Source organism: Acinetobacter kookii (assembly GCF_900096895.1).
Taxonomy (GTDB): Bacteria; Pseudomonadota; Gammaproteobacteria; order Pseudomonadales; family Moraxellaceae; genus Acinetobacter; species Acinetobacter kookii.
The window spans coordinates 572,999-596,449 of record NZ_FMYO01000001.1 but is presented as its reverse complement, the minus strand read 5'-3'; the positions used below and the strand labels follow the sequence as shown (position 1 = coordinate 596,449).

The 23,451-nt window shown below is 43.3% G+C and carries 20 protein-coding genes; 6 read left to right on the top strand and 14 right to left on the bottom strand.

What is annotated here, in order from left to right; all coding sequences use genetic code 11:
• Nucleotides 1-53 precede the first annotated feature (53 nt).
• Nucleotides 54-1,028, bottom strand: coding sequence for a class 1 fructose-bisphosphatase (locus BLP85_RS02930; RefSeq protein ID WP_092818638.1), 975 nt, complete (start codon nucleotides 1,026-1,028; stop codon nucleotides 54-56).
• A 186-nt stretch (nucleotides 1,029-1,214) separates the two neighbouring features.
• Here BLP85_RS02930 and BLP85_RS02925 point away from each other — a divergent pair, with 186 nt between their 5' ends.
• Nucleotides 1,215-1,409: an NF038105 family protein gene (locus BLP85_RS02925; RefSeq protein ID WP_086196183.1), complete on the top strand. Its 195-nt coding sequence runs from the start codon at nucleotides 1,215-1,217 to the stop codon at nucleotides 1,407-1,409.
• Nucleotides 1,410-1,448: 39 nt separating this feature from the next.
• Here BLP85_RS02925 and pal read toward each other — a convergent pair whose 3' ends face one another.
• From pal to BLP85_RS02890, 7 genes are all read right to left on the bottom strand, one after another.
• Entirely contained in the window at nucleotides 1,449-2,018 is a 570-nt protein-coding gene (pal, locus tag BLP85_RS02920) for a peptidoglycan-associated lipoprotein Pal (RefSeq protein ID WP_092818637.1), read from the bottom strand.
• Nucleotides 2,019-2,065: 47 nt separating this feature from the next.
• Nucleotides 2,066-3,349 (bottom strand): Tol-Pal system beta propeller repeat protein TolB, encoded by a 1,284-nt coding sequence (gene tolB / locus BLP85_RS02915; RefSeq protein ID WP_171259639.1) that lies wholly within the window; start codon nucleotides 3,347-3,349, stop codon nucleotides 2,066-2,068.
• A 208-nt stretch (nucleotides 3,350-3,557) separates the two neighbouring features.
• Nucleotides 3,558-4,805, bottom strand: coding sequence for a cell envelope integrity protein TolA (gene tolA / locus BLP85_RS02910; protein ID WP_092818635.1), 1,248 nt, complete (start codon nucleotides 4,803-4,805; stop codon nucleotides 3,558-3,560).
• 3 nt (nucleotides 4,806-4,808) lie between these two features.
• Entirely contained in the window at nucleotides 4,809-5,258 is a 450-nt protein-coding gene (gene tolR, locus BLP85_RS02905; protein WP_092818634.1) for a protein TolR, read from the bottom strand.
• Nucleotides 5,258-5,956, bottom strand: a complete 699-nt coding sequence (gene tolQ, locus BLP85_RS02900) for a protein TolQ (RefSeq protein ID WP_092818633.1) — start codon at nucleotides 5,954-5,956, stop codon at nucleotides 5,258-5,260. The genes tolR and tolQ overlap by 1 nt, the downstream gene beginning before the upstream one ends.
• Before the next feature lie 25 nt (nucleotides 5,957-5,981).
• The gene (ybgC, locus tag BLP85_RS02895) at nucleotides 5,982-6,392 is read right to left on the bottom strand and encodes a tol-pal system-associated acyl-CoA thioesterase (protein WP_092818632.1); all 411 of its coding nucleotides are present in this window, start codon (nucleotides 6,390-6,392) and stop codon (nucleotides 5,982-5,984) included.
• Nucleotides 6,393-6,639: 247 nt separating this feature from the next.
• On the bottom strand, nucleotides 6,640-7,989 hold the full coding sequence (locus tag BLP85_RS02890; RefSeq protein WP_171259622.1) for an amidohydrolase: 1,350 nt from the start codon (nucleotides 7,987-7,989) through the stop codon (nucleotides 6,640-6,642).
• Nucleotides 7,990-8,295: 306 nt separating this feature from the next.
• Between BLP85_RS02890 and BLP85_RS02885 the strand changes: the two genes are divergently transcribed.
• Nucleotides 8,296-8,877 carry a hypothetical protein gene (locus BLP85_RS02885; protein ID WP_092818630.1) on the top strand — a complete coding sequence of 194 codons (582 nt, stop codon included), beginning with the start codon at nucleotides 8,296-8,298 and terminating at the stop codon, nucleotides 8,875-8,877.
• A 79-nt stretch (nucleotides 8,878-8,956) separates the two neighbouring features.
• On the top strand, nucleotides 8,957-9,730 hold the full coding sequence (locus BLP85_RS02880; protein WP_092818629.1) for a hypothetical protein: 774 nt from the start codon (nucleotides 8,957-8,959) through the stop codon (nucleotides 9,728-9,730).
• A gap of 29 nt (nucleotides 9,731-9,759) precedes the next feature.
• On the opposite strand, the gene ruvB is transcribed toward BLP85_RS02880, so the two are convergent.
• From ruvB to BLP85_RS02865, 3 genes are all read right to left on the bottom strand, one after another.
• Nucleotides 9,760-10,767 (bottom strand): Holliday junction branch migration DNA helicase RuvB, encoded by a 1,008-nt coding sequence (ruvB, locus tag BLP85_RS02875; protein ID WP_092818628.1) that lies wholly within the window; start codon nucleotides 10,765-10,767, stop codon nucleotides 9,760-9,762.
• 251 nt (nucleotides 10,768-11,018) lie between these two features.
• Complete coding sequence (ruvA, locus tag BLP85_RS02870) at nucleotides 11,019-11,621, bottom strand: Holliday junction branch migration protein RuvA (RefSeq protein WP_092818627.1); 603 nt, start codon at nucleotides 11,619-11,621, stop codon at nucleotides 11,019-11,021.
• A gap of 122 nt (nucleotides 11,622-11,743) precedes the next feature.
• Nucleotides 11,744-13,084, bottom strand: a complete 1,341-nt coding sequence (locus tag BLP85_RS02865) for a deoxyguanosinetriphosphate triphosphohydrolase (RefSeq protein ID WP_092818626.1) — start codon at nucleotides 13,082-13,084, stop codon at nucleotides 11,744-11,746.
• Nucleotides 13,085-13,533: 449 nt separating this feature from the next.
• Between BLP85_RS02865 and purL the strand changes: the two genes are divergently transcribed.
• Both purL and BLP85_RS15100 read left to right on the top strand, forming a co-directional pair.
• Nucleotides 13,534-17,370 (top strand): phosphoribosylformylglycinamidine synthase, encoded by a 3,837-nt coding sequence (gene purL, locus BLP85_RS02860; protein WP_092818625.1) that lies wholly within the window; start codon nucleotides 13,534-13,536, stop codon nucleotides 17,368-17,370.
• Between the two features lie 316 nt (nucleotides 17,371-17,686).
• Nucleotides 17,687-17,827, top strand: a complete 141-nt coding sequence (locus BLP85_RS15100) for a KGW motif small protein (RefSeq protein WP_265733817.1) — start codon at nucleotides 17,687-17,689, stop codon at nucleotides 17,825-17,827.
• A gap of 523 nt (nucleotides 17,828-18,350) precedes the next feature.
• Here BLP85_RS15100 and BLP85_RS02855 read toward each other — a convergent pair.
• The gene (locus BLP85_RS02855) at nucleotides 18,351-20,855 is read right to left on the bottom strand and encodes an acyl-CoA dehydrogenase (protein WP_092818624.1); all 2,505 of its coding nucleotides are present in this window, start codon (nucleotides 20,853-20,855) and stop codon (nucleotides 18,351-18,353) included.
• A gap of 361 nt (nucleotides 20,856-21,216) precedes the next feature.
• On the opposite strand from BLP85_RS02855, the gene BLP85_RS02850 reads away from it, so the two are divergent.
• Entirely contained in the window at nucleotides 21,217-21,534 is a 318-nt protein-coding gene (locus BLP85_RS02850; protein WP_092818623.1) for a YqfO family protein, read from the top strand.
• 178 nt (nucleotides 21,535-21,712) lie between these two features.
• Here the strand turns inward: BLP85_RS02850 and BLP85_RS02845 are convergent, their stop codons facing one another.
• Both BLP85_RS02845 and BLP85_RS02840 read right to left on the bottom strand, forming a co-directional pair.
• Nucleotides 21,713-22,474, bottom strand: a complete 762-nt coding sequence (locus BLP85_RS02845; RefSeq protein WP_092818622.1) for a nitroreductase family protein — start codon at nucleotides 22,472-22,474, stop codon at nucleotides 21,713-21,715.
• A 98-nt stretch (nucleotides 22,475-22,572) separates the two neighbouring features.
• Nucleotides 22,573-23,373 (bottom strand): enoyl-CoA hydratase-related protein, encoded by an 801-nt coding sequence (locus BLP85_RS02840; protein WP_092818621.1) that lies wholly within the window; start codon nucleotides 23,371-23,373, stop codon nucleotides 22,573-22,575.
• Between the last annotated feature and the right edge of the window lie 78 nt (nucleotides 23,374-23,451).

Sequence of the window (23,451 nt, the reverse complement as noted above, 5' to 3'; positions counted from 1 at the left end):
GGAGAATAAATCCACGGAAGCAAGTCATGAGGACTTACTTCCGCTATAAAAAATTAATTATGATAGCCAGTTACGAGGTCAACTTCGTTTTTAGAACCAATCACAACAGGAACACGTTGGTGAAGTTCAGTCGGCTGGATGTCCAGAATACGTACACGCCCCGTTGTTGAAGCGCCACCTGCCTGTTCCATCAGCATACTCATAGGGTTGGCTTCATACATTAAACGTAGACGACCGGCTTTTTTCGGGTCTTTAGTGTCATATGGGTACATAAAGATACCGCTACGGCAAAGAATACGGTGGATATCACCCACCATACACGCCACCCAACGCATGTTGAAGTCTTTTTCACGCGGGCCTGTTTTACCTGCAAGCAACTCGTCGATATAACGTTTTACCGGTGCTTCCCAATGACGTTGATTCGATGCATTGATCGCATATTCTTTGGTATCTGCGGCAACCTGAATATTTTCAGAAGTCAGCAAAAATTCTTTAGATTCTGGGTCGAAAGTAAAGAATACCACACCCGCACCTACAGTCAGCGCCATCATGGTGGATGGACCATAAAGAACATAACCTGCTGCGACCTGGTTGGTACCTGCCTGCAAGAAATCTTCTGCCTGGGTTAGCGCATGTTTTGCTGGAAGAATCGAGAAAATAGTCCCGACACACATGTTGATATCAATGTTGCTAGAACCATCAAGAGGATCAAACAATACCAGATACTTGCCATTTTCTTGAGCTGGAGTGAATTCGTCCAATTCTTCAGAAGCCAGACCACCCACGTGTGGATGGACTTTTAGGGCATCAATTAAATAATCATTTGAAATAATATCAAGTTTCTTTTGTTCTTCACCCTGAACGTTTTCGTGTTGTGCACTCCCTAAAACACCAGCCAAAGCACCTTTTTGCAATAATTGATCGATGTCTTTACATGTATTGCCAATTGTTTCAATAACTTGAGCCAATTCAGGTGTAAGATTCCCGTTTTGTTGTTGTAAATACTGGGAAAGGGTGAGGTATGACATGACAGGAAAGCTCCAATTAGAAAATGATAAAAAATTATCAAAAGAATATGGGCAGCTATTTTAGATGAGAACGCGGCAAAAGAACAATTAAACTCGACTATTTGTCGCGATTTTACTCTTGTAAGTTCTGTGGAAAATGCTATGTTGGGGTCTATAGGTTATGGAAAACGTGATAGGAGCATAATTATGACAACGCAAAAGTTTGATGCGACTCCAACGCCAAATGAAGCTATGAGTTTAGATGATATTTCTGCCGAAAAAGTGAAAGAAGCGTGGAAAGCATATGAAGCTAAACCTGAATACAAAAAATTCAACAAGCATGATCTGATTGAATCCATGCAGCATCCGCAAGAAGCCTCTCAAGCATCTGAGAAAGCTTAAAAAAAGCGCTCAAGATTGAGCGCTTTTTTATTGGAACCCTTATTTTAATAGAGGGGGAACGGCTTCGTAGTTAATTTCTACGCGGCGGTTTTCTTTCCATGCATTTTCGTCATGACCTGGATTAATCGGCATTTCCTTACCATAGCTCACGGCTTCCAATTGGGTTGCAGCAACACCGTTAGTCAGCAGGAAACTTTCTACAGCTTTGGCACGGCGTTCACCCAAAGCCATGTTGTATTCACGGGTACCACGTTCATCGGTATGACCGGTCAAAGCAACTTTTGAATTGGCATTGGCGACAAGAAATTGGGCATGTGCCTGAAGGGTTTGATAGTCTTCATTTGAAAGTTCACTGCTGTCATAGTCAAAGTGAACCACACGCTTGGCCAAGAACGCCTTGTTCGCAGCAGTGACACCTTTAGATGATGCACCTGCCAGGTTCTGTGCATTCAAGGCTGCATCTTCACTTAGACCTTCAGTACTGACGCTAGTGGCCTCACTCGGATTTTGTCCTGCCTGAATTTCAGCAGCAGGCTTGCGGCTGGCACATCCAGTCATCACCAATGCCGTTGCAAGCACAGGAAGTACCAATAATTGAACTGCTTTCATCTTTATCTCCATGATTATCATTACTTTAGATTAATAAAATTAAATTGTTATTTTGGTGCCCAAGCCGGTTCGCGAACTTCGCCCTGTTCACTTGGCAAGTTCATGCGGAAACGGCCATCCAGTGACATGATGGACAATAAGCCTCGATTTCCTTCACGGGTTGCATAGACCACCATTTGACCATTTGGAGAGAAACTTGGTGACTCATCCAGGCTGGTCGGGGTAAGAATGTTGGTAATACCGGTGTTGATGTCCTGAATGGCAACTTTGTAATTGCTGCCACTTGGACGATGGACCAAAGCAATTTTTTTGCCATCTGCACTTAATGTACCACGGGCATTAAATGCGCCCCGGAAGGTCAGACGCTTACTTGTACTATTGGCAAAATTATAGCTATAAATCTGTGCTGAGCCACCGCGGTCAGAGGTGAAAATAAAGGATTTGCCGTCAGGAGCATAACGCGCTTCGGTATCAATGGCACTGTCATTGGTCATACGCTGCAGTTCTCGCGTATCCAGGTTCATTTGATAGATTTCAGGATTGCCATGCATGGAAGCCGTAAACAACATGTTCTTGCCATCTGGTGAGAAGCTCGGTGCGCCATTGAGCCCACGGAAACTAGCCAGTTTTTCACGTTTTCCTGTAGCCAGGTCCTGTACGTAAATGGCCGGACGTTTGGTTTCAAATGAAACGTAAGCAATTTTTTTCGCGTCTGGGGTCCAGGCTGGTGAAAGGATAGGATCACGGGAAGTCAGAATGGTTTTCGGCTGTTCACCATCGGTATCGGCAATTTGCAGGGTATAGCGCTGTTCCGGAGTGGCAGGATTACGCAGGACATAGGCAATACGACCGCTAAAATCGCCTGGAATACCGGTTAAAGCCTGATAAATGGCATCACTGATCATGTGGCCGGCTTGACGAATACGTGAAGCAGGTACAGTCAATAATTCATTTAACAGGTATTGCTGTTTTTCTACATCATAGAGCTGATAATGAACTTCAAAACTGCCATTGTCCGTGGTTTTCACTGTTCCGGTCACCACATAGGGAACACCGGCAGATTTCCAGGCTTCTGCATTTGGAGCATTCATGCTTGCTGTTGCAGGAAGATTTTTGGAAGCGCTGGAAAATTTGCCGGAACGGTTCAGGTCGTTTTCGACGATTGGATAAATACTTTGATCATTATTAAATGGAATAATGGCAATTTTTGGCGCTTCTTCAGGGGCTTTGGCAATCTCCAGATGTAACTGAGCATGGGATTGGGTGGCTAATACCGGGCTTAAAGCGGTCAAAATGGTCAGGCAAAGTAGATGTTTACGCGTCATTTCCATCATCTGCTACGTACTCTAAAAGATATAAATTATTGTGAATTTGCTTGTGTCACATAATGGCATGATTTTGAATGATTGAAAGCACATCATGATGACTAAACTGTTATAAGACTGTGAAAAGTGAATAAAATTTTAGCTGTTTTATCAGCTGTCTTAGTTTAAATGCCAAAAAAGCCACATCAAACAAAATTTGATGTGGCTTTTTATACTATTTCGCCGTAAAGCTCGAAGTAAAGGTTCTTGCTTCACGTCGTGCATCTGGATCGGATGGCATAGGATAAGGTGCAGCTGCCCGAACTGCGGCTTCTACGCTGGCTTTCATGTCAGGGTCACTTGAGTTGACAATTACTGACTGAACCGAACCGCTATCACTTAAAGTCACACGGGCAGTGGCTTTTTGACCTGATGAGCCACTTGGAATATCCCATGCACGTTTGATTTTATTTTCAAAATCACGTTTTGCAGTTGAGGCAATTTTCTTTGCTTCAGCCTTTTTGGTTGCCGCTTCTTCTGCAGCCTGTTTAGCAGCTGATGCCTTGGCTTCTTCCGCGGCACGTTCACGAGCTTCCGCATCTGCTTTCGCCTTTGCAGCGGCATCAGCCTTGGCTTTGTTAGCCGCATCTGCTTTCGCTTTTGCAGCGGCATCGACTTTGGCTTTATTCGCTGCATCTGCTTTCGCCTTTGCAGCAGCATCAGCCTTGGCTTTGTTAGCGGCATCGGCTTTAGCTTTTGCAGTGGCCTCAGCTTTTGCTTTTGCGGCGGCGTCAGCCTTGGCTTTATTTGCAGCATCAGTTTTTGCTTTCGCAGCTGCATCTGCCTTGGCTTTATTCGCTGCATCTATTTTAGCTTTAGCAGCGGCTTCAGCGCGCTGTTTATCCGCTTCCGCTTTTCTTAATGCATCCGCTTTTACTTTTTCTGCTTTTGCACGTTCAGCCTGATCTATTTTGCGTTTGGCATCAGCTTCTGCTTTGGCAGCTGCCTCTGTCTTGGCTTTATTTGCCGCATCAGCTTTGGCTTTTTCAGCAGCCTCTGCTTGAGCTTTTAGTTTGTTGGCTGCAGCGACTTTTGCATTTTCAGCGGCTTGTTGTTCAGCTTTTTGCATCGCTTCGGCAGCCGCCTTGGCTTGCTGTGCGGCTTTATCAGTATCAGGTTTTACTTGCGCTGGAGTAGGGGGCGCTACTGGAATCACCGGAGCCGGTTCCACACTTGGTTCAGCCGTTTGGGTAATTTGCTCGGCGACATTTTGGTGGGCTGTTTCATCAAACTCTGTGACTTCACGTGTCACAGGTTTTAAATCTTCAGGTTTAACTAAAACCGTCGTGATCTTTTTAGGAGGCTCAAGTGGTTTACTCATGCCTAAAAAAAGTAAGCCAGTCAATGCCACCACATGGACACCGATGGTAAATCCAAGCGCAATCGTTTTTTCTTTAGATTGTGGCTTTGTGAAATCTTTCATAAATTATTTTAATGGCTCAGTCAGTAAACCTACTTGAGTTAATCCTGCATCCTGTAAGGCAGACATGAGTTTCATGACTTCACCATAAGGACGAGATTCACTGCCGTTAATCAGTACACTCATCTGTTTTTTCTGTGCTGAAGCTTCGCGTTGCGATTCAGTCAGTACCGCTTTTAATTCGTCCAGTGTAAGTACATCATTATTATGTGATTTATCTTTAAGTTTAATGGTGCCATCCGTTTCAAGCGTAACAATGGCAGGGCGGTCTTCGGCCTGCATGGGCGTGCCATTGGCTTGAGGCAAATCAACTTTTACACCGGTCGTAATCATGGGTGCAGTAACCATGAAAATCACCAGAAGTACCAGCATGACGTCAATATAAGGCACGACATTCATGTCGCTTTTTAACGGTTTTTTGATACGCTCAAAGCGTCCGGAACGTTGAATCGCCATCAGTCATTTTCCTGTGCAGAACCCACAGTTTGACGTTGTAATAGCGCCACCATTTCTTCAGCAAATAAAGCACGGTCTGAATAAACCGCTTCACCTTTTGCAGTGTAATGGTTAAAGGCCAAAACGGCAGGAATGGCGGCAAACAGGCCAATTGCAGTTGCAATCAGTGCCTCGGCAATACCCGGAGCAACAGTGGCCAGCGTCACCTGATCGACATCTGCCAGGCCAATAAAGGCATTCATGATACCCCAAACCGTACCGAACAGTCCGACATAAGGGGCAACGGAACCAATGCTCGCCAACGCACCCAAACCCTGCTCCAGATTGCCTTGATCACGGCTTAAGCCAACGCGTAAAAGGCGTTCTGTGCCTTCAATGCTTTGCTGGGCAGGCGCATTGCGTTTTTTGAGTTTTAAAAATTCACCCAGGCCCTGATAAAAGATATCTTCCAGACCTACACGTTTGGAATTGAGCTGGGCATTGTTATACAGGGTGTTTAATTCGGCGCCCGACCAGAAGATTTTTTGAAAGTGTTGATCTTCGGCCTGGGCTTTTTTATAACTCATATGTAACTTAGCAATCAGATACCAACTATATAGTGATGCCAGAAGGAGCAGCAGCATTACCAGTTGAACGACAGGACTTGCTTGTAAAATAAGATCTGATACGTGTAGCGAAGATTCTAGTTGTGTTGCCATAGTTACAATGTGCCAATAAATTTTTTTAGTCTTGTCCTAACTCTTTCAGAATTAGTGAACGGATTTCCTCAGGAAGTCGTGTTGGACGCATGCCGTCTACACTGATACATGCCAATTCGACTTCACCAGATGCAAGCATGATTTCACCACGATAAATATTCTGTTGCAATACAAATGATGTCGCTTTACACGAAACTACACTCGCGGTAACAGTAATCAGGTCATCCATCAGGATAGGGCGTGCATATTTTACGTTAATTTTATGGACCACAAAGTGATAATCTTTTTGGTGCCAGTAATGTTCAACACCTGCCGCACGTAACCATTCAGTACGCGTACGTTCCATAAAACGAATATGGTTAGCATGATAGACAATGCCACCTGCATCGGTGTCTTCAATATATACACGAATGTTGAATTCGAATTTATTCGCCATGATGGATCCCATTTTTCAATTCAGTTTTATGGTTTTAGCTGTACTTTTAGCAGGTTAAAAAAACTGTGAGAAATGACGTTTTTTCTGCCAAGAGTCAAGCTGTGTAACGCATTGCAGTTTATCATTCTGAGATTTGAGTCCAATGGCACAAGGTTTCAAATGAAATCTATTCTGTGTTCAATCGTCAAGACTTTTACATAGATGTAAAAAAGTGAGCAAAGGATGCTCACTTTTTTAAAAATGGACTTTATTTTTTTGCAGCTTGCATCTTTTTCCAGTCTGCCTGTACCTGTTCGGCAACTTTTGGATAATCCAGGATAAAGCGCACATGGCTTTCTACCCCGGTTTTTAAGGTCGCATTATCGACGATAAATAACGGGTTATGGTTCGGCGCGGCTTTGGTCATGTCCTGATCAGCAGGCGTTGCGCCTACAAAAACAAACAGGGATGGCATCAGCTGACCATAATATGAAAAATCTTCGCTGGCACTGGCATTGTTGTCCAGCACATGCAGTTTGTCTTCGCCATTCACCTGAGCCAGGGTGGGTTGCATCAGTTTTGTTAAGGTTTTGTCATTGGTGGTCACAGGCGCGTATGGCGCAATTTCCACTTTTGCAGTGACATTATTTGCAGCAGCATTATGTTCTAGCATTTTAGGCAAACTTTTTAAAATGCCCTGGCGGACATCTTCACTGTTAGAACGAATGGTGCCGACCATATTTACCTGATCGGGGATGACATTACCCGTTGTCCCGCCGTGAATGCTGCCAATACTGACTACGCCCATGCCTTTGGTCAAATCTGCATTACGGCTGATCAAACTTTGCATGTTGTTGATCATTTGCGAAGAAGCATAGATTGGATCGCGACCGAGCCAAGGCATGGAGCCGTGGACTTGTTTACCATTCACTTGAATGCGTAAATGATCGGCACTGTTCAGAATCGCGCCATCTTTATACAAGATATTGCCGCTTGGCATACCTGCCATGACGTGCATACCAAAAATCACTTCCGGTTTTGGATTGTCCAATGCACCATCGGCAATCATTTTACGTGAACCGATTAAATGGCCTTGGCTAAAGTTATCGACATCGGCGCCGCCTTCTTCAGCCGGCTGGAATACGAATACCACTGTACCTGCAATTTTATCTTTATTGGCTGCCAGGGCTTTGGCTGCACCCAGTAACATCGCGGTATGCGCATCGTGACCACAGCCATGCATGACATGCGTTTCTGCACCCTGATACATGGCTTTGGCTTTGCTGGCATAAGGGAGTCCAGTTTTTTCTTCAATCGGAAGGGCATCCATGTCGGCACGGAGTGCCATCACTGGACCGGGTTTCGCGCCTTTAAGCACCCCAATCACACCGGTTTTGGCATAACCTTTACGCACTTCAATGCCATAGGATTTCAACTCTTTTTGTACCAGCTCAGAAGTTTTGAATTCCATGTTGCCAAGTTCAGGATGCTGATGAATATGTTCCCGCAGCTTAATGGTGTGGGCTTCTACGTTTTTAACGGAATCATCAATCCAGTCAGCAAGGCTGAGTTGGCTACAAAAGAGAAGTGGAAGACAAAGGGAAATCTGCTTGTACATGTTCATATCTTGGGAGAACCTTAAGAGTTTGAAATAGTTAAAGTGACTTTCTAGAATTGCATATTGTTTTAAATTTAATCAAAACCCTCTAAGTATTTGTTTATACTTTAAAAGTATACTAAGTATTAATGTTTGTTCTAAAAGGGCTTTATTCGCTTTTTTACATTGTAAAATTATGTATTTCATGTGAGAGTGAGTTTATAAAATTTGTATATAACACTTACTTTTTGAATCTATGCTTAGCGATTTCATTTGATTCAATCTATGGATGGCGCATTGCATGACGGGTAAATATTAGAGTTTAAAATGAACCGTTTTTTGAAATATCTCATCATTTTCGCCATTGGTTTTGCACTGTGGAATTACTGGCTGAAACCGGATAAGGGAATTTCAGATGCAGCTGATTATCAGTCTACTGGAGCAGTCCATCAGTTTCAGGGGTATCGTATCAACAATCTGGAAGCTTACGCTGGTGAGTTTCGGGTTTTATCCAGAGAAGACTATAGTTTTGGGCGAGAGGCGGAACTCAGTCCGGTTGATTTTGCTTTGGGATGGGGCAGTATGACCAATTCTGCTGTTTATAAGCAGTTGTCGATTAGTCAGAGTAATCGCTGGTATTACTGGCGTTATGAAAATGCACCCCCTATACCTGTGAATGAAATTTCAACGCACAGCGCCAATACACACTTGATCCCGGCCTCGAAACAGATTGCAAAACAGCTGAAAGAGATTGATCAGGATGATTTGATTTATTTGAAAGGACAACTGGTTGAGGTCTCGGCTGCTGATGGCTGGAAGTGGCGCAGTTCTTTGAGTCGTGAAGATACAGGGAATGGTGCGTGTGAGCTGATGTTGGTGGAAGAGGTACGTGTCATCTCTAATTTATAAGTATCTAATTAATTTAAATTAAAAAGAAAAAACCTTTAAGATAACCCTAAGGAATATTTAAAAATAAGTTGGGGGAAAGATGGCAGAACAAGAAGGCAAACAAGCGTTAATGATCCAGCTTCCATGGACAGTACCGCAACAAGAAAATACACAAGCTATTATTTTGCAACAGCCAAATGGGCAGAAAGTGTATTTGGATTTAAATCATTCCACAGATACAACCGCAATTTCCTCTTTTGCACTATCGGTAATTATTGCCCTCATTCTTGGTGGTTTTGCAACATGGTTAGCATATTGGTATGGGCGGAGAAGTTTTGATTTAACGAGACAGTCTTTCGATACTGTGATTGCTCAAATTAAAAGTTCTGAACAAGTAGCTTTAGATTTAAATCAAAGATTATTTGAACAACAACAAAAACTTCAGAATGATCAAAACAAAAATGCTCAAAATACTGAAAATCTAAATTTATTACATAGTTCGATAGTAAGATTTATAGTAGAAGCTGAAAATTTTCTTTTGAAGATAACCTTGTTGGAGCAAAAGCATAAAGGATATGATTTTCTAGAAAAAATAGAACCGAATTCTTACCAAGATTTGTTTTTTAATGAGATTGGAAAGTCCTTTGAAGTACTAGGAATTGAACGATCAAAAATCATACTTTATTATTTGCGAATTAGTAAAAAGGATTATGAGGAAATAGCAAATACTCTTAAAGACGTTTATATGTCGGCTTTAGATGTTCGTAATTCTTTAATTAGAGGTAGAGATAATTTTGGAAATTATTCAATAGATTGTATGAAAAAAATTGAGAAAGCGAAATTTATACTGAATGAAATTTTAGAAATTTACTAAAATTAAAGCCCAATTAATGGGCTCTAAAATTACTTATCCTTCGGCTCTGGCGGTGTCATTCCAAACTGCAAATACGCCATATTAGTCGCAATACGACCCCGTGCGGTTCGCATGGTATAACCTTGCTGAATCAAATACGGTTCAATCACATCTTCCAGAGTACCTGAATCTTCAGCCATAGCGGCAGCTAAAGCTTCCACACCGGCAGGACCGCCATCAAAACGTTCTAACAGCATGCTCAAGTAACGACGGTCTAAAGTGTCTAAACCATCTTTATCGACATTCAGCATATCCAGTGCACGTTGTGCCATTTCCTGAGTCACTTCACCGGTACCTTTGACTTGGGCATAGTCACGCACACGACGCAGCAGACGGTTGGCAATACGCGGTGTACCACGTGCACGACGGGCAACTTCTTTAGCCCCTTCTTCAGTGATAGGCACATCCATTAAATTCGCTGAACGCGAAACAATATGGGTTAGGTCTGCAACCGAATAAAACTCCAGACGTTGCACAATACCAAAACGGTCACGCAGTGGAGAGGTAAGCAAGCCCGCACGTGTGGTTGCAGCGACCAAGGTAAATGGTGGCAAATCCAGTTTAATGGAACGTGCGCCAGGACCTTCACCAATCATGATATCCAGCTGGTAATCTTCCATCGCTGGATACAGAATTTCTTCAATTACAGGTGAAAGACGGTGAATTTCATCAATAAAGAGTACATCGCCTTCTTCCAGATTGGTTAGCATGGCAGCCAGATCGCCTGCACGTTCAAGGACCGGGCCTGAAGTCGATTTTAAATTACCGCCCATTTCCCGTGCGATAATATTGGCCAGCGTGGTTTTACCTAAACCCGGTGGGCCAAAAATTAAAGTGTGATCAAGTGCTTCACCACGACCTCGTGCTGCGCCAATAAAGATTTCCATTTGCTCACGTACTACCGGCTGACCAATATAGTCTTCCAGGGAAGTGGGGCGAATGGCACGATCAAAATGATCTTCGGGTTTTTCAGAACCACTGATGAGACGGTCTTGCATATCTATTTAACTTAATCTCTTTATTGGAGCTGTTTGATGCTGCATAAAGCACAGCCTCAACTAATGATTTGTGTTTAACTACCATTGTGTAGGCATTGTTTTACTTTTGAAAGATCAAAAGTAACAAAAATCTTTTGTTAGATTGAGGATATATCCTGAGCAAGCTTTAAGCATTGCTTTAAAGCGTAGCGCAAGTCAATCTAACGGCGACATCCATGTCGCCTGCGTGTATCCAAGATTGTTGGACATTTTTATTTATTCATCGACTTTAATGCAGCACGGATAATGTCGCTAGCTTCAGTATAGTCAGCTTTAACGGCATTAATCAGTTTTTGTGCTTCTAAAGGTTTATAACCTAATGACTGTAACGCCGCTTCTGCCTCGGCGACAGCGGAGTTACCACTAAACTGGATTTGCTCTACGGTAGAATTGCCTGGTGTCGTGCCAGCTGACATGGCTTTGAAGCGGTCACGCAGTTCAATCATCAAGCGTTCAGCGGTTTTTTTACCGACCCCTGGAACTTTGACCAGGGTATTTACATCTTCATGTTCAACAGTATGAATCAGCATTTCCACACTTAAAGTCGACAGAATACCCAGTGCCATTTTAGGACCCACGCCGTTGACTTTCAGCAGGGTACGGAAGATGGTTTTTTCCTGTGCATTCAGGAAGCCATACAGAAGCTGCGCATCTTCACGAACGGCCAGGTGCGTCCATAGTGTAACTTTCTGGCCTTTTTGTAATTGGCAAAATGTTGAAAGCGGGGTGTCGATTTCATAGCCCACACCATTTACATTTAACAATACTGTCGGTGCTTCTAGAGCCAACACCTCGCCAATAAGACATCCAATCATGTTAATTTATTCACTTATCTATCGTTGGTTGCATAGTAGAGAGCATTTGTCATAAAGGCAAAATGCTCAGGCATAATGGTTTAAATTTAGCAGAAATTCCAGTCAGAATAGCTGCAACATCTTTACATCAAGCCGGCTTTATTGCCCTGTAACTCTTGCGACAGGTTGTAGGCCTGATGGTCTGAGAATTTAGAAATAATGTCCAGCACCTGCATAATATTTTCATAGTGGTTGCTTTGAAAATTGACACCGGCACGTTGCAGCATGGACATCAAGCGCTGTTCTTTAAAACTTAAAGTCTTATGCGGTGTCGTCAGCGGAATAAAGGCATCCAGAATGTTTTGCAGACTTTGATGGGCGATAATTTCCAGACCCGCCTTTTGCGGATGTTCAAAAATCTTGTCACGCGCCAGGTTTTTTGCCCGTTCAATGCCATGTTCAATATCTTCTGAACAATATTGCAATAAACTGCCTTTCAGTTGACCCGATAAAATTTCAAAGTGATGTTTGGCAAATGCCGTGGTGACTTCATCCACCAGCCGTTTCATCACCCGGCCACGTAAAGCGGCAATTTTTTGCTGCCATGTGGTGGTTGGCATGGACAGTTCTTCGGGCTTGCCATAATCCGAGATTAAGTCGAGAAAAATCGGTTCGACTTCTTCATAGGACAGCATATTTAAAATAATGCCATCTTCCAGATCAATCAGGGCATAACAGATGTCATCGGCGGCTTCCAGTAAATAGGTTAGCGGATGTCGGCAATAATGATATTCACCGAGCTGAATTAAACCGAGCTGTTCAGCAATTTGTTTCAAGATCTCTCTTTCAGACTGGTAACAGCCAAATTTTGCTCGCTGACTGGCCGGGCGATCCCCTTGCGAGGCAATGGTTTTAGACAGCCACGGATATTTGAGATAAGCCCCTAATGTGGCAAAAGTCAGGCGCATACCACCGTCATTCGGATGGTAATCAATTTTTGTTAATAAACGTAAGCCTTGGGCATTGCCTTCAAACTGGCGTACATCGGCCTGTTCTTCCGGTGTCAATTTTTCCAGAAAATTGCCATGAGATACATCATCAAACCATTCACGAATGGCGTATTCACCGGCATGCCCAAAAGGGGGATTGCCAATATCATGCGCGAGGCAGGCGGCCTGAATAATGGCACCGACATCGGCAGGGGAAATCCACACAGGGAGTTGATCTTTAATTTTTTCCGCTGCCAGCATGCCCAGTGAACGGCCAATACACGACACTTCCAGTGAATGGGTCAAACGGGTGTGAATGCCATCGTGCTGAGTTAACGGATGCACCTGGGTTTTACGGTTTAACTGGCGAAAACTTTGTGAAAAGATAATGCGGTCATAATCTTTGTGAAAAGGGCTACGTGCCTGTTCTGAACTTTGTTTTTTGCTACCAATACGAACTGTCGAAAGCAGTTCCAACCAACGCATTTGTTCCATTTATCATTATTCAGTGAAGACCTGAATTCATCATGCCAAAAAAAAGTCTCACCGACTAGAGCAGGGCGACATGATTTGTCTTTCTAATAAAACAGTCTATAGATGGATTCATGACAAGTTATATGAAGGAGTCGACAGCAGGGTATTTGTTGAGATAAAAAATAAGATTCGAATACCATGCCTTAAAATCAATGGTCCATACAGGATTCGGAATAAACTCAAGTTGTTGCGATAATATTTAGAAACAAGATATTCATCGATTAAATCTTCATGAGTTTTAAAATTTTTATCTGAAAAATAAAATATTCTTCCCTGTTCTTGAGTGAATAGATGCCACATTCGTGAATTTCTATCTAGCTGATTTTGCCAATACACAGTAGAATATGCGCTCTCTCTAAGTCACATTGGCGGTAGGGTCAAATAGACCTGCCCGTGGAGCCAAAATCAGCATGTTTATCGTGGCCGGTGCACCAGCACACTCTTCTTTTAAGAAAACTCAACTCTTAAACCGTCTTGCGTCAATGAGTTCTGTTCAATCAATTGAAAGTCAATGGATTTATCTGTTTGATCAAGCGCTCAACGAACAGCAGCATCAATCTGCATTACAATTATTAAATGATGGTGCTTCTTTTGAAGTTCGTCAGGCAGCAAGTGATGAAATTCAGATTCTTGTAACGCCACGTTTAGGCACGATTTCTCCGTGGTCTTCTAAAGCGACTGATATTTTTGCCAACTGTAATACTCCGATACACCGCCTAGAACGCGGTGTTTTGTTTACTTTAAAAGGTATCTCTGAAGTATCTAATGAAGTTAAACAGGTTTTACATGACCGTATGACTGAAAGCGTGTTCAATCATATTGATGACGCTGCGGCTTTGTTTGTCGAAACTGCACCAAAACCTTTAAATAGCATTGATATTTTAGGTCAAGGCAAAGATGCATTGGTTAAAGCCAACTCTGAATTTGGTTTTGCCTTGTCAGATGAAGAAATTGATTATTTAACCGCAGCGTTTAACAAGCTGGGTCGTAATCCGCACGACATCGAACTGATGATGTTTGCTCAAGCCAACTCTGAGCACTGCCGTCATAAAATCTTCGGTTCTGAATGGACCATTGATGGTGAAAAGCAGCCATTGTCATTGTTCCAGATGATCAAAAACACCTATAAAGAATCTCCAACAGACGTATTGTCGGCTTATAAAGACAACGCTTCTGTGATCGTGGGCTTTGACACGCAGCGTTTCTATCCTAAAAAAGACAATGAAACAGGTCATCACGTTTATAAATACAAGAGCCAGGCTGCTCACATTTTGATGAAAGTGGAAACCCACAACCATCCAACCGCGATTGCACCATTTGCCGGTGCTGCGACCGGTTCAGGCGGTGAAATTCGTGATGAAGGCGCAACTGGCCGTGGTGGTAAACCAAAAGCTGGCTTAACCGGTTTCACGGTATCTAACCTGAACATTCCAGGCTTTGAACAGCCTTGGGAAGAAAACTACGGCAAGCCATCACGTATGGCATCTCCACTTCAAATCATGATTGAAGGGCCATTGGGTGGTGCTGCGTTTAACAACGAATTTGGTCGTCCTGCCTTAAATGGTTACTTCCGTACATTTGAACAAAACGTCAATGGTGACGTGAAAGGTTTCCATAAGCCAATCATGATCGCTGGTGGTTACGGTAACATCCGTCCTGACCATGTTGAAAAAGATGCAATCCAACCGGGCGATCTATTGATCGTACTTGGCGGTCCTGCAATGCTGATCGGCCTAGGGGGTGGTGCAGCATCTTCAGTAGACAGCGGTAAATTGGGTGAAAACCTCGATTTCGCTTCGGTACAACGTGAAAATCCGGAAATGGAACGCCGTTGTCAGGAAGTGATTGATGCCTGCTGGCGCATGGAAGATTTCAACCCGATCGTATCTGTACATGACGTGGGTGCGGGCGGTATCTCCAATGCCATGCCTGAGCTTGTGAATGATCATGAGTTGGGTGCGGTGCTTGACCTGCGTAAGATTCCATCACTTGAGCCAGGCATGTCTCCAATGGAAATCTGGTCAAACGAAGCGCAAGAACGTTATGTCCTGGCAATTCGTCCAAGTTCTTTAAGCCTGTTTGAATCTCTTTGTGCACGTGAACGTTGTCCGTTTGCGGTGTTGGGTGAAGCGACTGAAGCACGTCACTTAACAGTTGAAGATCCATTGTTTGAAAACAAAGCCGTGGATATGCCAATGCAGGTGATGCTTGGCGGTACACCGCGCATGAGCCGTTCATATGAAACGATTGAACGCAAAGGCGACGACTTTGATGCATCTAAAGTCACTGACCTGAAAGATGCGATTTTCCGCGTTCTGAAAAATCCGACCGTTGCTTCTAAATCGTTCCTGATCACGATCGGTGACCGTTCAATTACCGGTATGGTTGCGCGTGACCAGATGGTCGGTCCTTGGCAGGTTCCTGTAGCGGATGCTGCGGTCACTACCACCAGCCTTGTGGGTTACACTGGTGAAGCGATGGCGATGGGTGAACGTCCGCCAGTAGCATTGTTAAATCCAGCAGCTTCTGCACGTTTGGCTGTGGCTGAGTCAATCTCGAACATCATGTCTGCAAAAATTGACCAGATTAGCGACATTAAACTGTCTGCGAACTGGATGGCGGCTGCAGGTCAACCGGGTGAAGACCAGGCTCTATTCGAAGGTGTGAAAGCCATCGGTATGGAAATGTGTCCTGCGCTGGGTATCGCGATTCCTGTTGGTAAAGACTCGTTGTCTATGCGTACCACCTGGAACGACGAAGGCGAAGACAAGTCTGTAACATCTCCAATGTCTGGCGTGATTACCGCATTTGCACCGGTAACCGATGTACGCAAAACCTTGACGCCTGAACTGAAAAATGAAGATTCAGTACTGGTACGTATCGACTTGTCTAAAGGTCAGTTCCGTTTGGGCGGTTCGATTCTGGCTCAGGTGTATAAAGCGATTGGTTCGGTAACGCCTGATGTAGACAGCTTCGAAGACTTCAAGGCATTCTTTGCATTGGTTCAGGACTGGAACAACCGTGGCTTGATCAAGGCTTATCATGACATCGGTGATGGCGGTTTACTGGCCACTGTTGCAGAAATGATGTTTGCTTCACGTCTGGGTGTAGCGCTTGAAGATCAATCGACTGAGGCTTTATTTGCCGAAGAAATTGGTGCAGTTCTTCAAATCAGCAAATCTGATTGGGCAGAACTTCAAGCAGAAGTTGCAGCATCTAGCTTAAAAGATGCAATTTCTGTAGTAGGTACAGTCAATAACACTGATCAATTAACTGTAAATGGTCTGGTGCTTGAACGTGCTGACTTGCAAGTGGCCTGGACTGAAGTATCACATCAAATCCAGCGTCTACGTGACAACGTTGAAACTGCGGATTCAGAGTTTGCTTTAATCACTGACAAGAACCACAAAGGTATTATTGCTCAGCCGACATTTGACCTGAATGAACCTGTAGAAGCGCCGTTTATTAATTCACGTCGTCCAAACATGGTGATTTTGCGTGAACAGGGCGTAAACGGTCATGTTGAAATGGCTGCGGCATTCGACAAAGTGGGCTTCAACACTGTTGACGTGCACATGAGCGACTTGCTTGCTGGCCGTATCAGCCTGGATGACTTTGAAGGTATTGTGGCTTGTGGCGGTTTCTCTTACGGTGACGTAATGGGCGCAGGCGGTGGCTGGGCGAAATCCGTCTTGTTTAACCCTAAACTGCGTGACCAGTTCGAGAAATTCTTCCATCGTCAAGAAACCTTCTCTTTGGGTATCTGTAACGGTTGTCAAATGTTGTCGCAATTGGCTCCACTGATTCCGGGTGCAGAAAACTGGCCTCGTTTCCACCGCAACACTTCAGAAGTGTTTGAAGCGCGTGCAGTCAACGTACGTGTTGAAAAATCTCACTCTATTCTGCTAGATGGTATGGAAGGTTCGATTCTTCCAATCGCGGTAGCACATGGTGAAGGTCGTGTGGTTGCAACTGAAGACAAGATTGCTGCGTTAAATGCAGGCAATCAGGTCAGCCTGCGTTATGTAGACAGTCTGGGTAATGCTACACAGCAATATCCATTGAACCCGAACGGTTCACCAGAAGCAATTACCGGTGTAACATCACAAGACGGTCGTGCAACGATTATGATGCCGCACCCTGAACGTAACTTCCGTGCTGTTCAGCATTCCTGGAAACCTGAGGAATGGACTGAAGATGGTGCATGGTTACGCATGTTCCGCAATGCCCGTAAGTTCATTGGTTAATCATTTCTAAAATAAAAAAGGGTTGCTAATGCAGCCCTTTTTTATTAATTTAAATAAGTGTATTGATGAAAATATTTGACCAAATGGGAAAATAATTTAAAATAGCACCGTTAGTAGCGCCACCTTTAGGGTGGCTTTTTGTTTTGTAAGTTTTATTTTTTAATTTTATTTCTCCCGCTGGACTTGGTTTGGATTTTGCTTTTATATTGGTGTGAAAGGGTATTTTTGTGTTTTATGCCCAATCTCGATGCAATATGGAAGAAAGATGGTTCACTAAATACAAGTTCAGGATTGAATCTCTAAGCGAGGTGACACAATGCCAAAAACTGTAATCTATACAAATATTGATAAAGCGACTTTACGTAAGAAAGGCTGGATGTTTTTTATGGCAGTCGTTGGGCTACAAATGTTGTTCTTGATCGGTAATTATTTGCTGCCTAAAGTTCTTAATTTTTAGATTGAAAAAGCCACCGTGAGGTTAATGCCAGTCAGTTAAGAAACTGACTGGCATTTTCTTTTTAAATTCATGATTGTAGTTGATATATGGAAAAGTCATCCGCAACTGTTTGAGGCCGGACTACATTAAAAAATGATTGTTTCTGCGACAAATTTGCTAGTTGATGGTGGTTGACGAGTTTTGCGGATGACAAATGCCTTTGGTTACTTTGGGCGAAACCAAAGTAACAAATTAACTGCAAATATTTGATTTAAAACGATAAGACTCCGCCATGAATTACTAAAAATTAAGGAGTTTATTTCTAAACTCCTTAACTGATCAGCATTACACCGTGAGGTGGCTTTTTCATTTTGCTTAACTGCCGTTTTGAAGTTCAAGAAAGTGAGGTTTACCCAATTTTTTATATTTAAAGTTAAATTTAATAAAAGAGCTTATGAATTATAAATTGTTCTTAAAATTATCTTTTTGACAGCATTAGACTATAAAAAACGGCCTCAATCAGCCGTTTTTATTCCTGAAATTTTTATGGTACTAACGGTTCCTGCTGCTTTGGATCAGGCATAGGGGCGGATTCTTCCTCATCATTATAAGGATTTTCCAGTTCCAGTGTCTGATCCAGTTCAGAATCAAAAACATCGGTCAGCATACTGTCGTAGCGCTTGGCATTATAAACAGCAAGTTTCGATGCTTCATCTTCAATGATAAAACCGATTTCTACCGCATCTGCAAGACGTTCATCAAAAGTTAAGCCTCTAAATTTACCTTTAGATTCAGCCTTTTTAAATTTATCCCAAAGAGGTTCTATTTCTAAGAGCATGTTAAAGGTGGATTCCATACGACCAGTCACATCATTTTCCGCAGTGGTGTAAAACACATGTTTTTTCAGTTCACGACGGAAGACATTTTCCTGCATCATGATATCGCCTAACTCACGTTTTAAGCTGTCACTTGGTTTTTTCAAAGGTCGGCCCAACGGGAAACAGATAAATTTGATCAGGCGTGCTGCCATACCTACCGGGAAGTTTTCAAACAGGCCATAGAAAGCTTCCTGGGCGTTGTAAAGAGATTTTTGCAAAGCCAGTTTGGCATGGACTTTTTCAGTTTCAGTTTTCTGGCCGTGTTCATAATATTTAAGAATCGCGGTACTGATAAACAGATTGGCATGAATATCTGCCAGGCGACCCGAAAGCATTTCTTTACGTTTAATATCACCGGCAAGCAGCCCCAGACACATATCGGCAGTCACTGAAAAATCGGCACTTAAACGGTTAACAATCTTGTAATAAGGACGGGTAAATTCATCTACATTTTTGGGTGCATCTGACGAGCCACCGATATAGCCATAGGCAAATGCGCGTGCGGTACGGTTAAAGGTATAGCCTAGGTGCTTGAACAGCATATCGTTAAAGCTTTTTAGAGCTGTGTCCTTATCCTTGGCTTGCAGAAGTTGCAATTCCTCAAACAGATAGGGATGGCAGCGCATCGAACCCTGACCAAAGATCATCAGTGAACGACTGAGAATATTGGCACCTTCAACGGTGATGGAAACTGGAATAGCCAGATAATACAGCGCCAGAAAATTACGTGGACCGAGCTGAACGGCACGACCGCCGACCACATCCATCCCATGATTGACCACGCGGCGCATGGCTTCGGTGGCATAGTATTTGGCCATGGCTGTCATCACCGCAGGTTTACCGCCTTGATTCAGCCCACAAGTCACCAGATAACGGAAAGCTTCCAGCATATAGGTATCACTGGCAATATCACTGGTGGCTTCCTGTACCCCTTCAAATTTACCCACGGAAATCTTGAATTGCTGACGGATTTTGGCAAAAGCGCCTACGTTTAGATAGGTCATTTCACTGGCCGCAGTGGATAAGGCAGGCAGGGAAATACCACGACCGACTGCCAGACATTCCATCAGCATGCGCCAGCCTTTCCCAATATTTTCAGCACCGCCAATAATCCAGTCCAGTGGAATAAACACATCCTTGCCATCTACTGTTCCGTTCATAAATGGAGATCCCGGATTGTGCCGTGCACCGACTTTCACCCCTTCATGGCTGGCAGGAATCAGGGCACAGGTAATGCCATAGTCCATCTTGTTTTTATCGCCTAATAATCCATCCGGATCATATAGCTTAAAAGCCAGACCAATCACGGTCGCAATCGGGGCAAGGGTAATCCAGCGTTTGGAAAAATTCATGCGTAGGCCAAGCACTTGCCGGCCATCAAACTCGCCATAACAGACCACGCCAGTATCTGGAATGGCACCGGCATCGGAACCTGCTTCAGGACTGGTGAGGCCAAAACAGGGGATTTCTTCGCCCTTGGCTAAACCCGGTAAGTAACGGTTCTTTTGTTCTTCAGTGCCGTAGTGCAGTAACAGTTCACCTGGTCCCAAAGAGTTGGGTACCATACAACTCACGGCAGCGGTCAATGAGCGAGAGGCAATTTTGCTCATAATCCGGCTTTGCGCAAATGAACTAAAGTCACGGCCACCATATTCTTTGGGAATAATCAGTCCCAAGAAACCATTTTCACGAATGTAGCTCCATACTTCTGGGCTTAAATGTTTGTAATGATGATGGATATCCCAGTCATTCAGCATGGTGCATAAGTGCTCTACTTCATGATCTAAAAAAGACTGTTCTTCTTCTGAAAGGGTGGGATAGGGATAACTTTCGAATTTAGACCAGTCCGGTGCGCCCATAAACAGGTCTTTTTCCCACCAGCTGGTACCGGCATCCAAAGCTTCGCGCTCAGTGGTACTCATTGTCGGCATGGCATTTGCCAGCGCTTTATACGCAGGCTTGGTCATCAATGCCATTCGTAATGAATCAATCATCACAATTAAACTGATGAGGATGAGCGGAATACCAAAAATCAGCGACCAGGGGCTAATAAATGCAGTGATGACAGCCACAATAATCGTTGTAATAGCGCCGGCATTACGGCTTAATCCAAAAAAGAAGATGGCCCATACTGTAAAAAATTGAATAAGCAGACTGATGATGAATAGCATGATTTTTCTCCAGTTGCTTACACCAGTACAAAGTCAGAGAAACAGTAAATGGGATGTGCGATACCTAAACATTGCCTTGGACTGTTTTATTAAAAGACTAGGGGTGTAATGAAAAATATTGTTGTCATGACCGAGATGAAAAGAACAAAATTTAATTCAAAGTGTTAGAACTAAACATAGATCGTTTTTTGAACGATGTAAAAGATTGAACTGTCATAGAAATGTCAAGAAAAGTAATAGGCAGTTGTATTTAAAATGGTTTTGATTTTGAAGCTTTGCTAAGGTCTAAATAAAATCTCATAAAGATTAATTCAGGTTTAAGCGCTAAAATATTCCTGTCTTCATTCTGTTTGTTAATCGCATGCTTAAACTGATTTATTACGTTCCTGAATCTCATCTTGAATCAACTAAAATTGCGGTCTTTGAAGCGGGGGCAGGTGGCATTGGCAATTATGAACACTGTGCCTGGCAGGTATTAGGTACAGGACAGTTTAAGCCTTTAAAAGGCGCTGATCCTTTTATAGGTGAAGTTGGGGAACTTGAACAAGTAGAAGAATGGCGGGTAGAAACCATTGTGCCGGAAGATCAAGCATCCAATGTGGCAAAAGCACTCAAGGCCAGCCATCCGTATGAAGAGCCAGCTTTTGAGTTTATTCAGATTGTGGATATAAATTATTGATGATATTTGATTGGTGAAAGGGTGACATGGATTTCACCCGCTCGCCAGAGGTTCAGGGATGAACCTTCTGGCTAGCAAAGATTTTGGTTACTTTGATCTTTCAAAGTAACGTAAATGCCTATGCAAATTTAAACTGAGTTATGACAGCATATGAGGCTGTGCCAATAGATTATTCAAATCAAACCTTCTGAACAAACAGCTCACGCTCAAAACGGTATTGCGGGAAGAACACGCCATCCGCTGCACGTTCACCGGCAGCAATGACCATGACCGGATATTGCTGGTCATTCAGATTCAAAATTTTATTGACCATCGGTTCATCAAAACCTTCCATCATGCAACTGTCAAAACCATAGGCACGCAAAGCTAAAACCAGGTTTTCACAAGCCAACGCTGTAGTTTTGCTTGCCCAAAGTTTTGCATCTGCCGGGTTAAAAGCAGTTACTGGCAATTGCTTATCCAGTGTACGTGCAATTTTGAAAGCAACTTTCTTAAAGTTACCCAGAGCATTAAAATAACCCGTTTTATAATTATACGGAATAAACTTGTAATACTTCTGCACAGCAGCAGGCGCTTCAGGAAATGGAAACTCAGAAATATTCATCTTTGCCATTTCATCAATACGATCGGTACGTGCTACACAAACAATTAATTCCGAAGCTGTTTTTGCTGCAAGTTGGCTTAAACAGGCTTTGACCAGCTGTTTCTTTTTGGAAGGGTTCTGCACCACATAAAAAGTCCAGGGCTGTAAATTGGATGAGTTTGGTGCAAGCAAGGCAAGATCTAAACAATCATCCAGCACTTCCGCAGGAATGGGTTTTTTCGTAAATTTACGTACTGAACGACGGCTTTGCACGACTTTTTTAAAGTTTTCGACATCAATATCTGTCGGGGCTGGCTCAAAGTAACGTTTCTTTTCAGTCTTGGCTTGGCTGGTCATGGTGCGTTCCTTAACAATTTTTACTTGATGTTGGGGTAGAAATGAAAAAACCACCAAGCAAGGGTAAATTACTCAGTGGTTTTTTATGTATCTTTCAATTAATTAAATTGAGCGAAATCCGGTTTACGCTTTTGCATAAATGCAGCAACCGCTTCAGCCATTTCCGGTGAAGAGACGCGCTTCATAAAGATCTCGGCTTCATCATCAATACAATCAATAATTTCCTGCAGATTATGTTTCATTAAGGCTTTGGTTTGCTTGATTGAAGCGAGCGGCAGCGCTGCTAAAGTCTGGGCCTGTTTCAGTGCAGTTGTATACACATCATCTTCAATGCTATTCACAATGCCGGCACTTAAGGCTTTTTCACTGTTGAATTTTTGTGCAGTAAACAGCAGCTCGGCAGCTTTATGATATCCCGCTTGCTGAATCAGCAATTTGCTCGAAGCGCCTTCCGGAGAAAGTCCAAGGCTGACAAATGGAATCTGGAACAGGGCAGTAGAATCGCTATAAACCAGGTCGGCATGCAGTAAAATCGTTACTCCAATGCCAATCGCAACACCACGGACAGCGGCAATCAAGGGCTTGGAAAATTTCGCAGCAGATTTTAAAACCACGAATGGAGGCGCATCACCGGCTTTGCCTGCCAGTGGTGTCTGAATGAACTTCATGAAATCCTGCATGTCATTGCCGGCACTGAAATCGGCATTCTCACCACGCAAAATCACCACGCGAACGTCTTTATCCTGATCGGCTTCATCCAGGGCTTGGGCAATTTTTAAATACAGCTCGCCATATAACGCATTTTTAGCTTCAGGACGATGAATGGCTAAGGTCAGTACGCCATTGTCTAAATTCGCATTTAAATGTTGATGTGGTTGTTGAATACAGCTCAGTGTCATCGTACTATCCTTGCTTTAAAACTTAATTTGATTTTATGGCGTTTATTATGTCGCATATTTATTTTAGCGGCACAACTC

Bases quoted from the DNA above. Each gene is read 5' to 3' on its own strand.
- ybgC (WP_092818632.1), bottom strand. From the start codon at position 6,392: ATGGCGAATAAATTCGAATTCAACATTCGTGTATATATTGAAGACACC.
- tolR (WP_092818634.1), bottom strand. From the start codon at position 5,258: ATGGCGATTCAACGTTCCGGACGCTTTGAGCGTATCAAAAAACCGTTA.
- BLP85_RS02845 (WP_092818622.1), bottom strand. From the start codon at position 22,474: ATGACCAGCCAAGCCAAGACTGAAAAGAAACGTTACTTTGAGCCAGCC.
- BLP85_RS02925 (WP_086196183.1), top strand. From the start codon at position 1,215: ATGACAACGCAAAAGTTTGATGCGACTCCAACGCCAAATGAAGCTATG.
- BLP85_RS15100 (WP_265733817.1), top strand. From the start codon at position 17,687: ATGCCAAAAACTGTAATCTATACAAATATTGATAAAGCGACTTTACGT.
- BLP85_RS02850 (WP_092818623.1), top strand. From the start codon at position 21,217: ATGCTTAAACTGATTTATTACGTTCCTGAATCTCATCTTGAATCAACT.
- BLP85_RS02865 (WP_092818626.1), bottom strand. From the start codon at position 13,084: ATGGAACAAATGCGTTGGTTGGAACTGCTTTCGACAGTTCGTATTGGT.
- ruvB (WP_092818628.1), bottom strand. From the start codon at position 10,767: ATGCAAGACCGTCTCATCAGTGGTTCTGAAAAACCCGAAGATCATTTT.
- BLP85_RS02930 (WP_092818638.1), bottom strand. From the start codon at position 1,028: ATGTCATACCTCACCCTTTCCCAGTATTTACAACAACAAAACGGGAAT.
- tolB (WP_171259639.1), bottom strand. From the start codon at position 3,349: ATGGAAATGACGCGTAAACATCTACTTTGCCTGACCATTTTGACCGCT.
- BLP85_RS02840 (WP_092818621.1), bottom strand. From the start codon at position 23,373: ATGACACTGAGCTGTATTCAACAACCACATCAACATTTAAATGCGAAT.
- pal (WP_092818637.1), bottom strand. From the start codon at position 2,018: ATGAAAGCAGTTCAATTATTGGTACTTCCTGTGCTTGCAACGGCATTG.
- BLP85_RS02885 (WP_092818630.1), top strand. From the start codon at position 8,296: ATGAACCGTTTTTTGAAATATCTCATCATTTTCGCCATTGGTTTTGCA.
- ruvA (WP_092818627.1), bottom strand. From the start codon at position 11,621: ATGATTGGATGTCTTATTGGCGAGGTGTTGGCTCTAGAAGCACCGACA.
- BLP85_RS02880 (WP_092818629.1), top strand. From the start codon at position 8,957: ATGGCAGAACAAGAAGGCAAACAAGCGTTAATGATCCAGCTTCCATGG.
- purL (WP_092818625.1), top strand. From the start codon at position 13,534: ATGTTTATCGTGGCCGGTGCACCAGCACACTCTTCTTTTAAGAAAACT.
- tolQ (WP_092818633.1), bottom strand. From the start codon at position 5,956: ATGGCAACACAACTAGAATCTTCGCTACACGTATCAGATCTTATTTTA.
- BLP85_RS02855 (WP_092818624.1), bottom strand. From the start codon at position 20,855: ATGCTATTCATCATCAGTCTGCTTATTCAATTTTTTACAGTATGGGCC.
- BLP85_RS02890 (WP_171259622.1), bottom strand. From the start codon at position 7,989: ATGTACAAGCAGATTTCCCTTTGTCTTCCACTTCTCTTTTGTAGCCAA.
- tolA (WP_092818635.1), bottom strand. From the start codon at position 4,805: ATGAAAGATTTCACAAAGCCACAATCTAAAGAAAAAACGATTGCGCTT.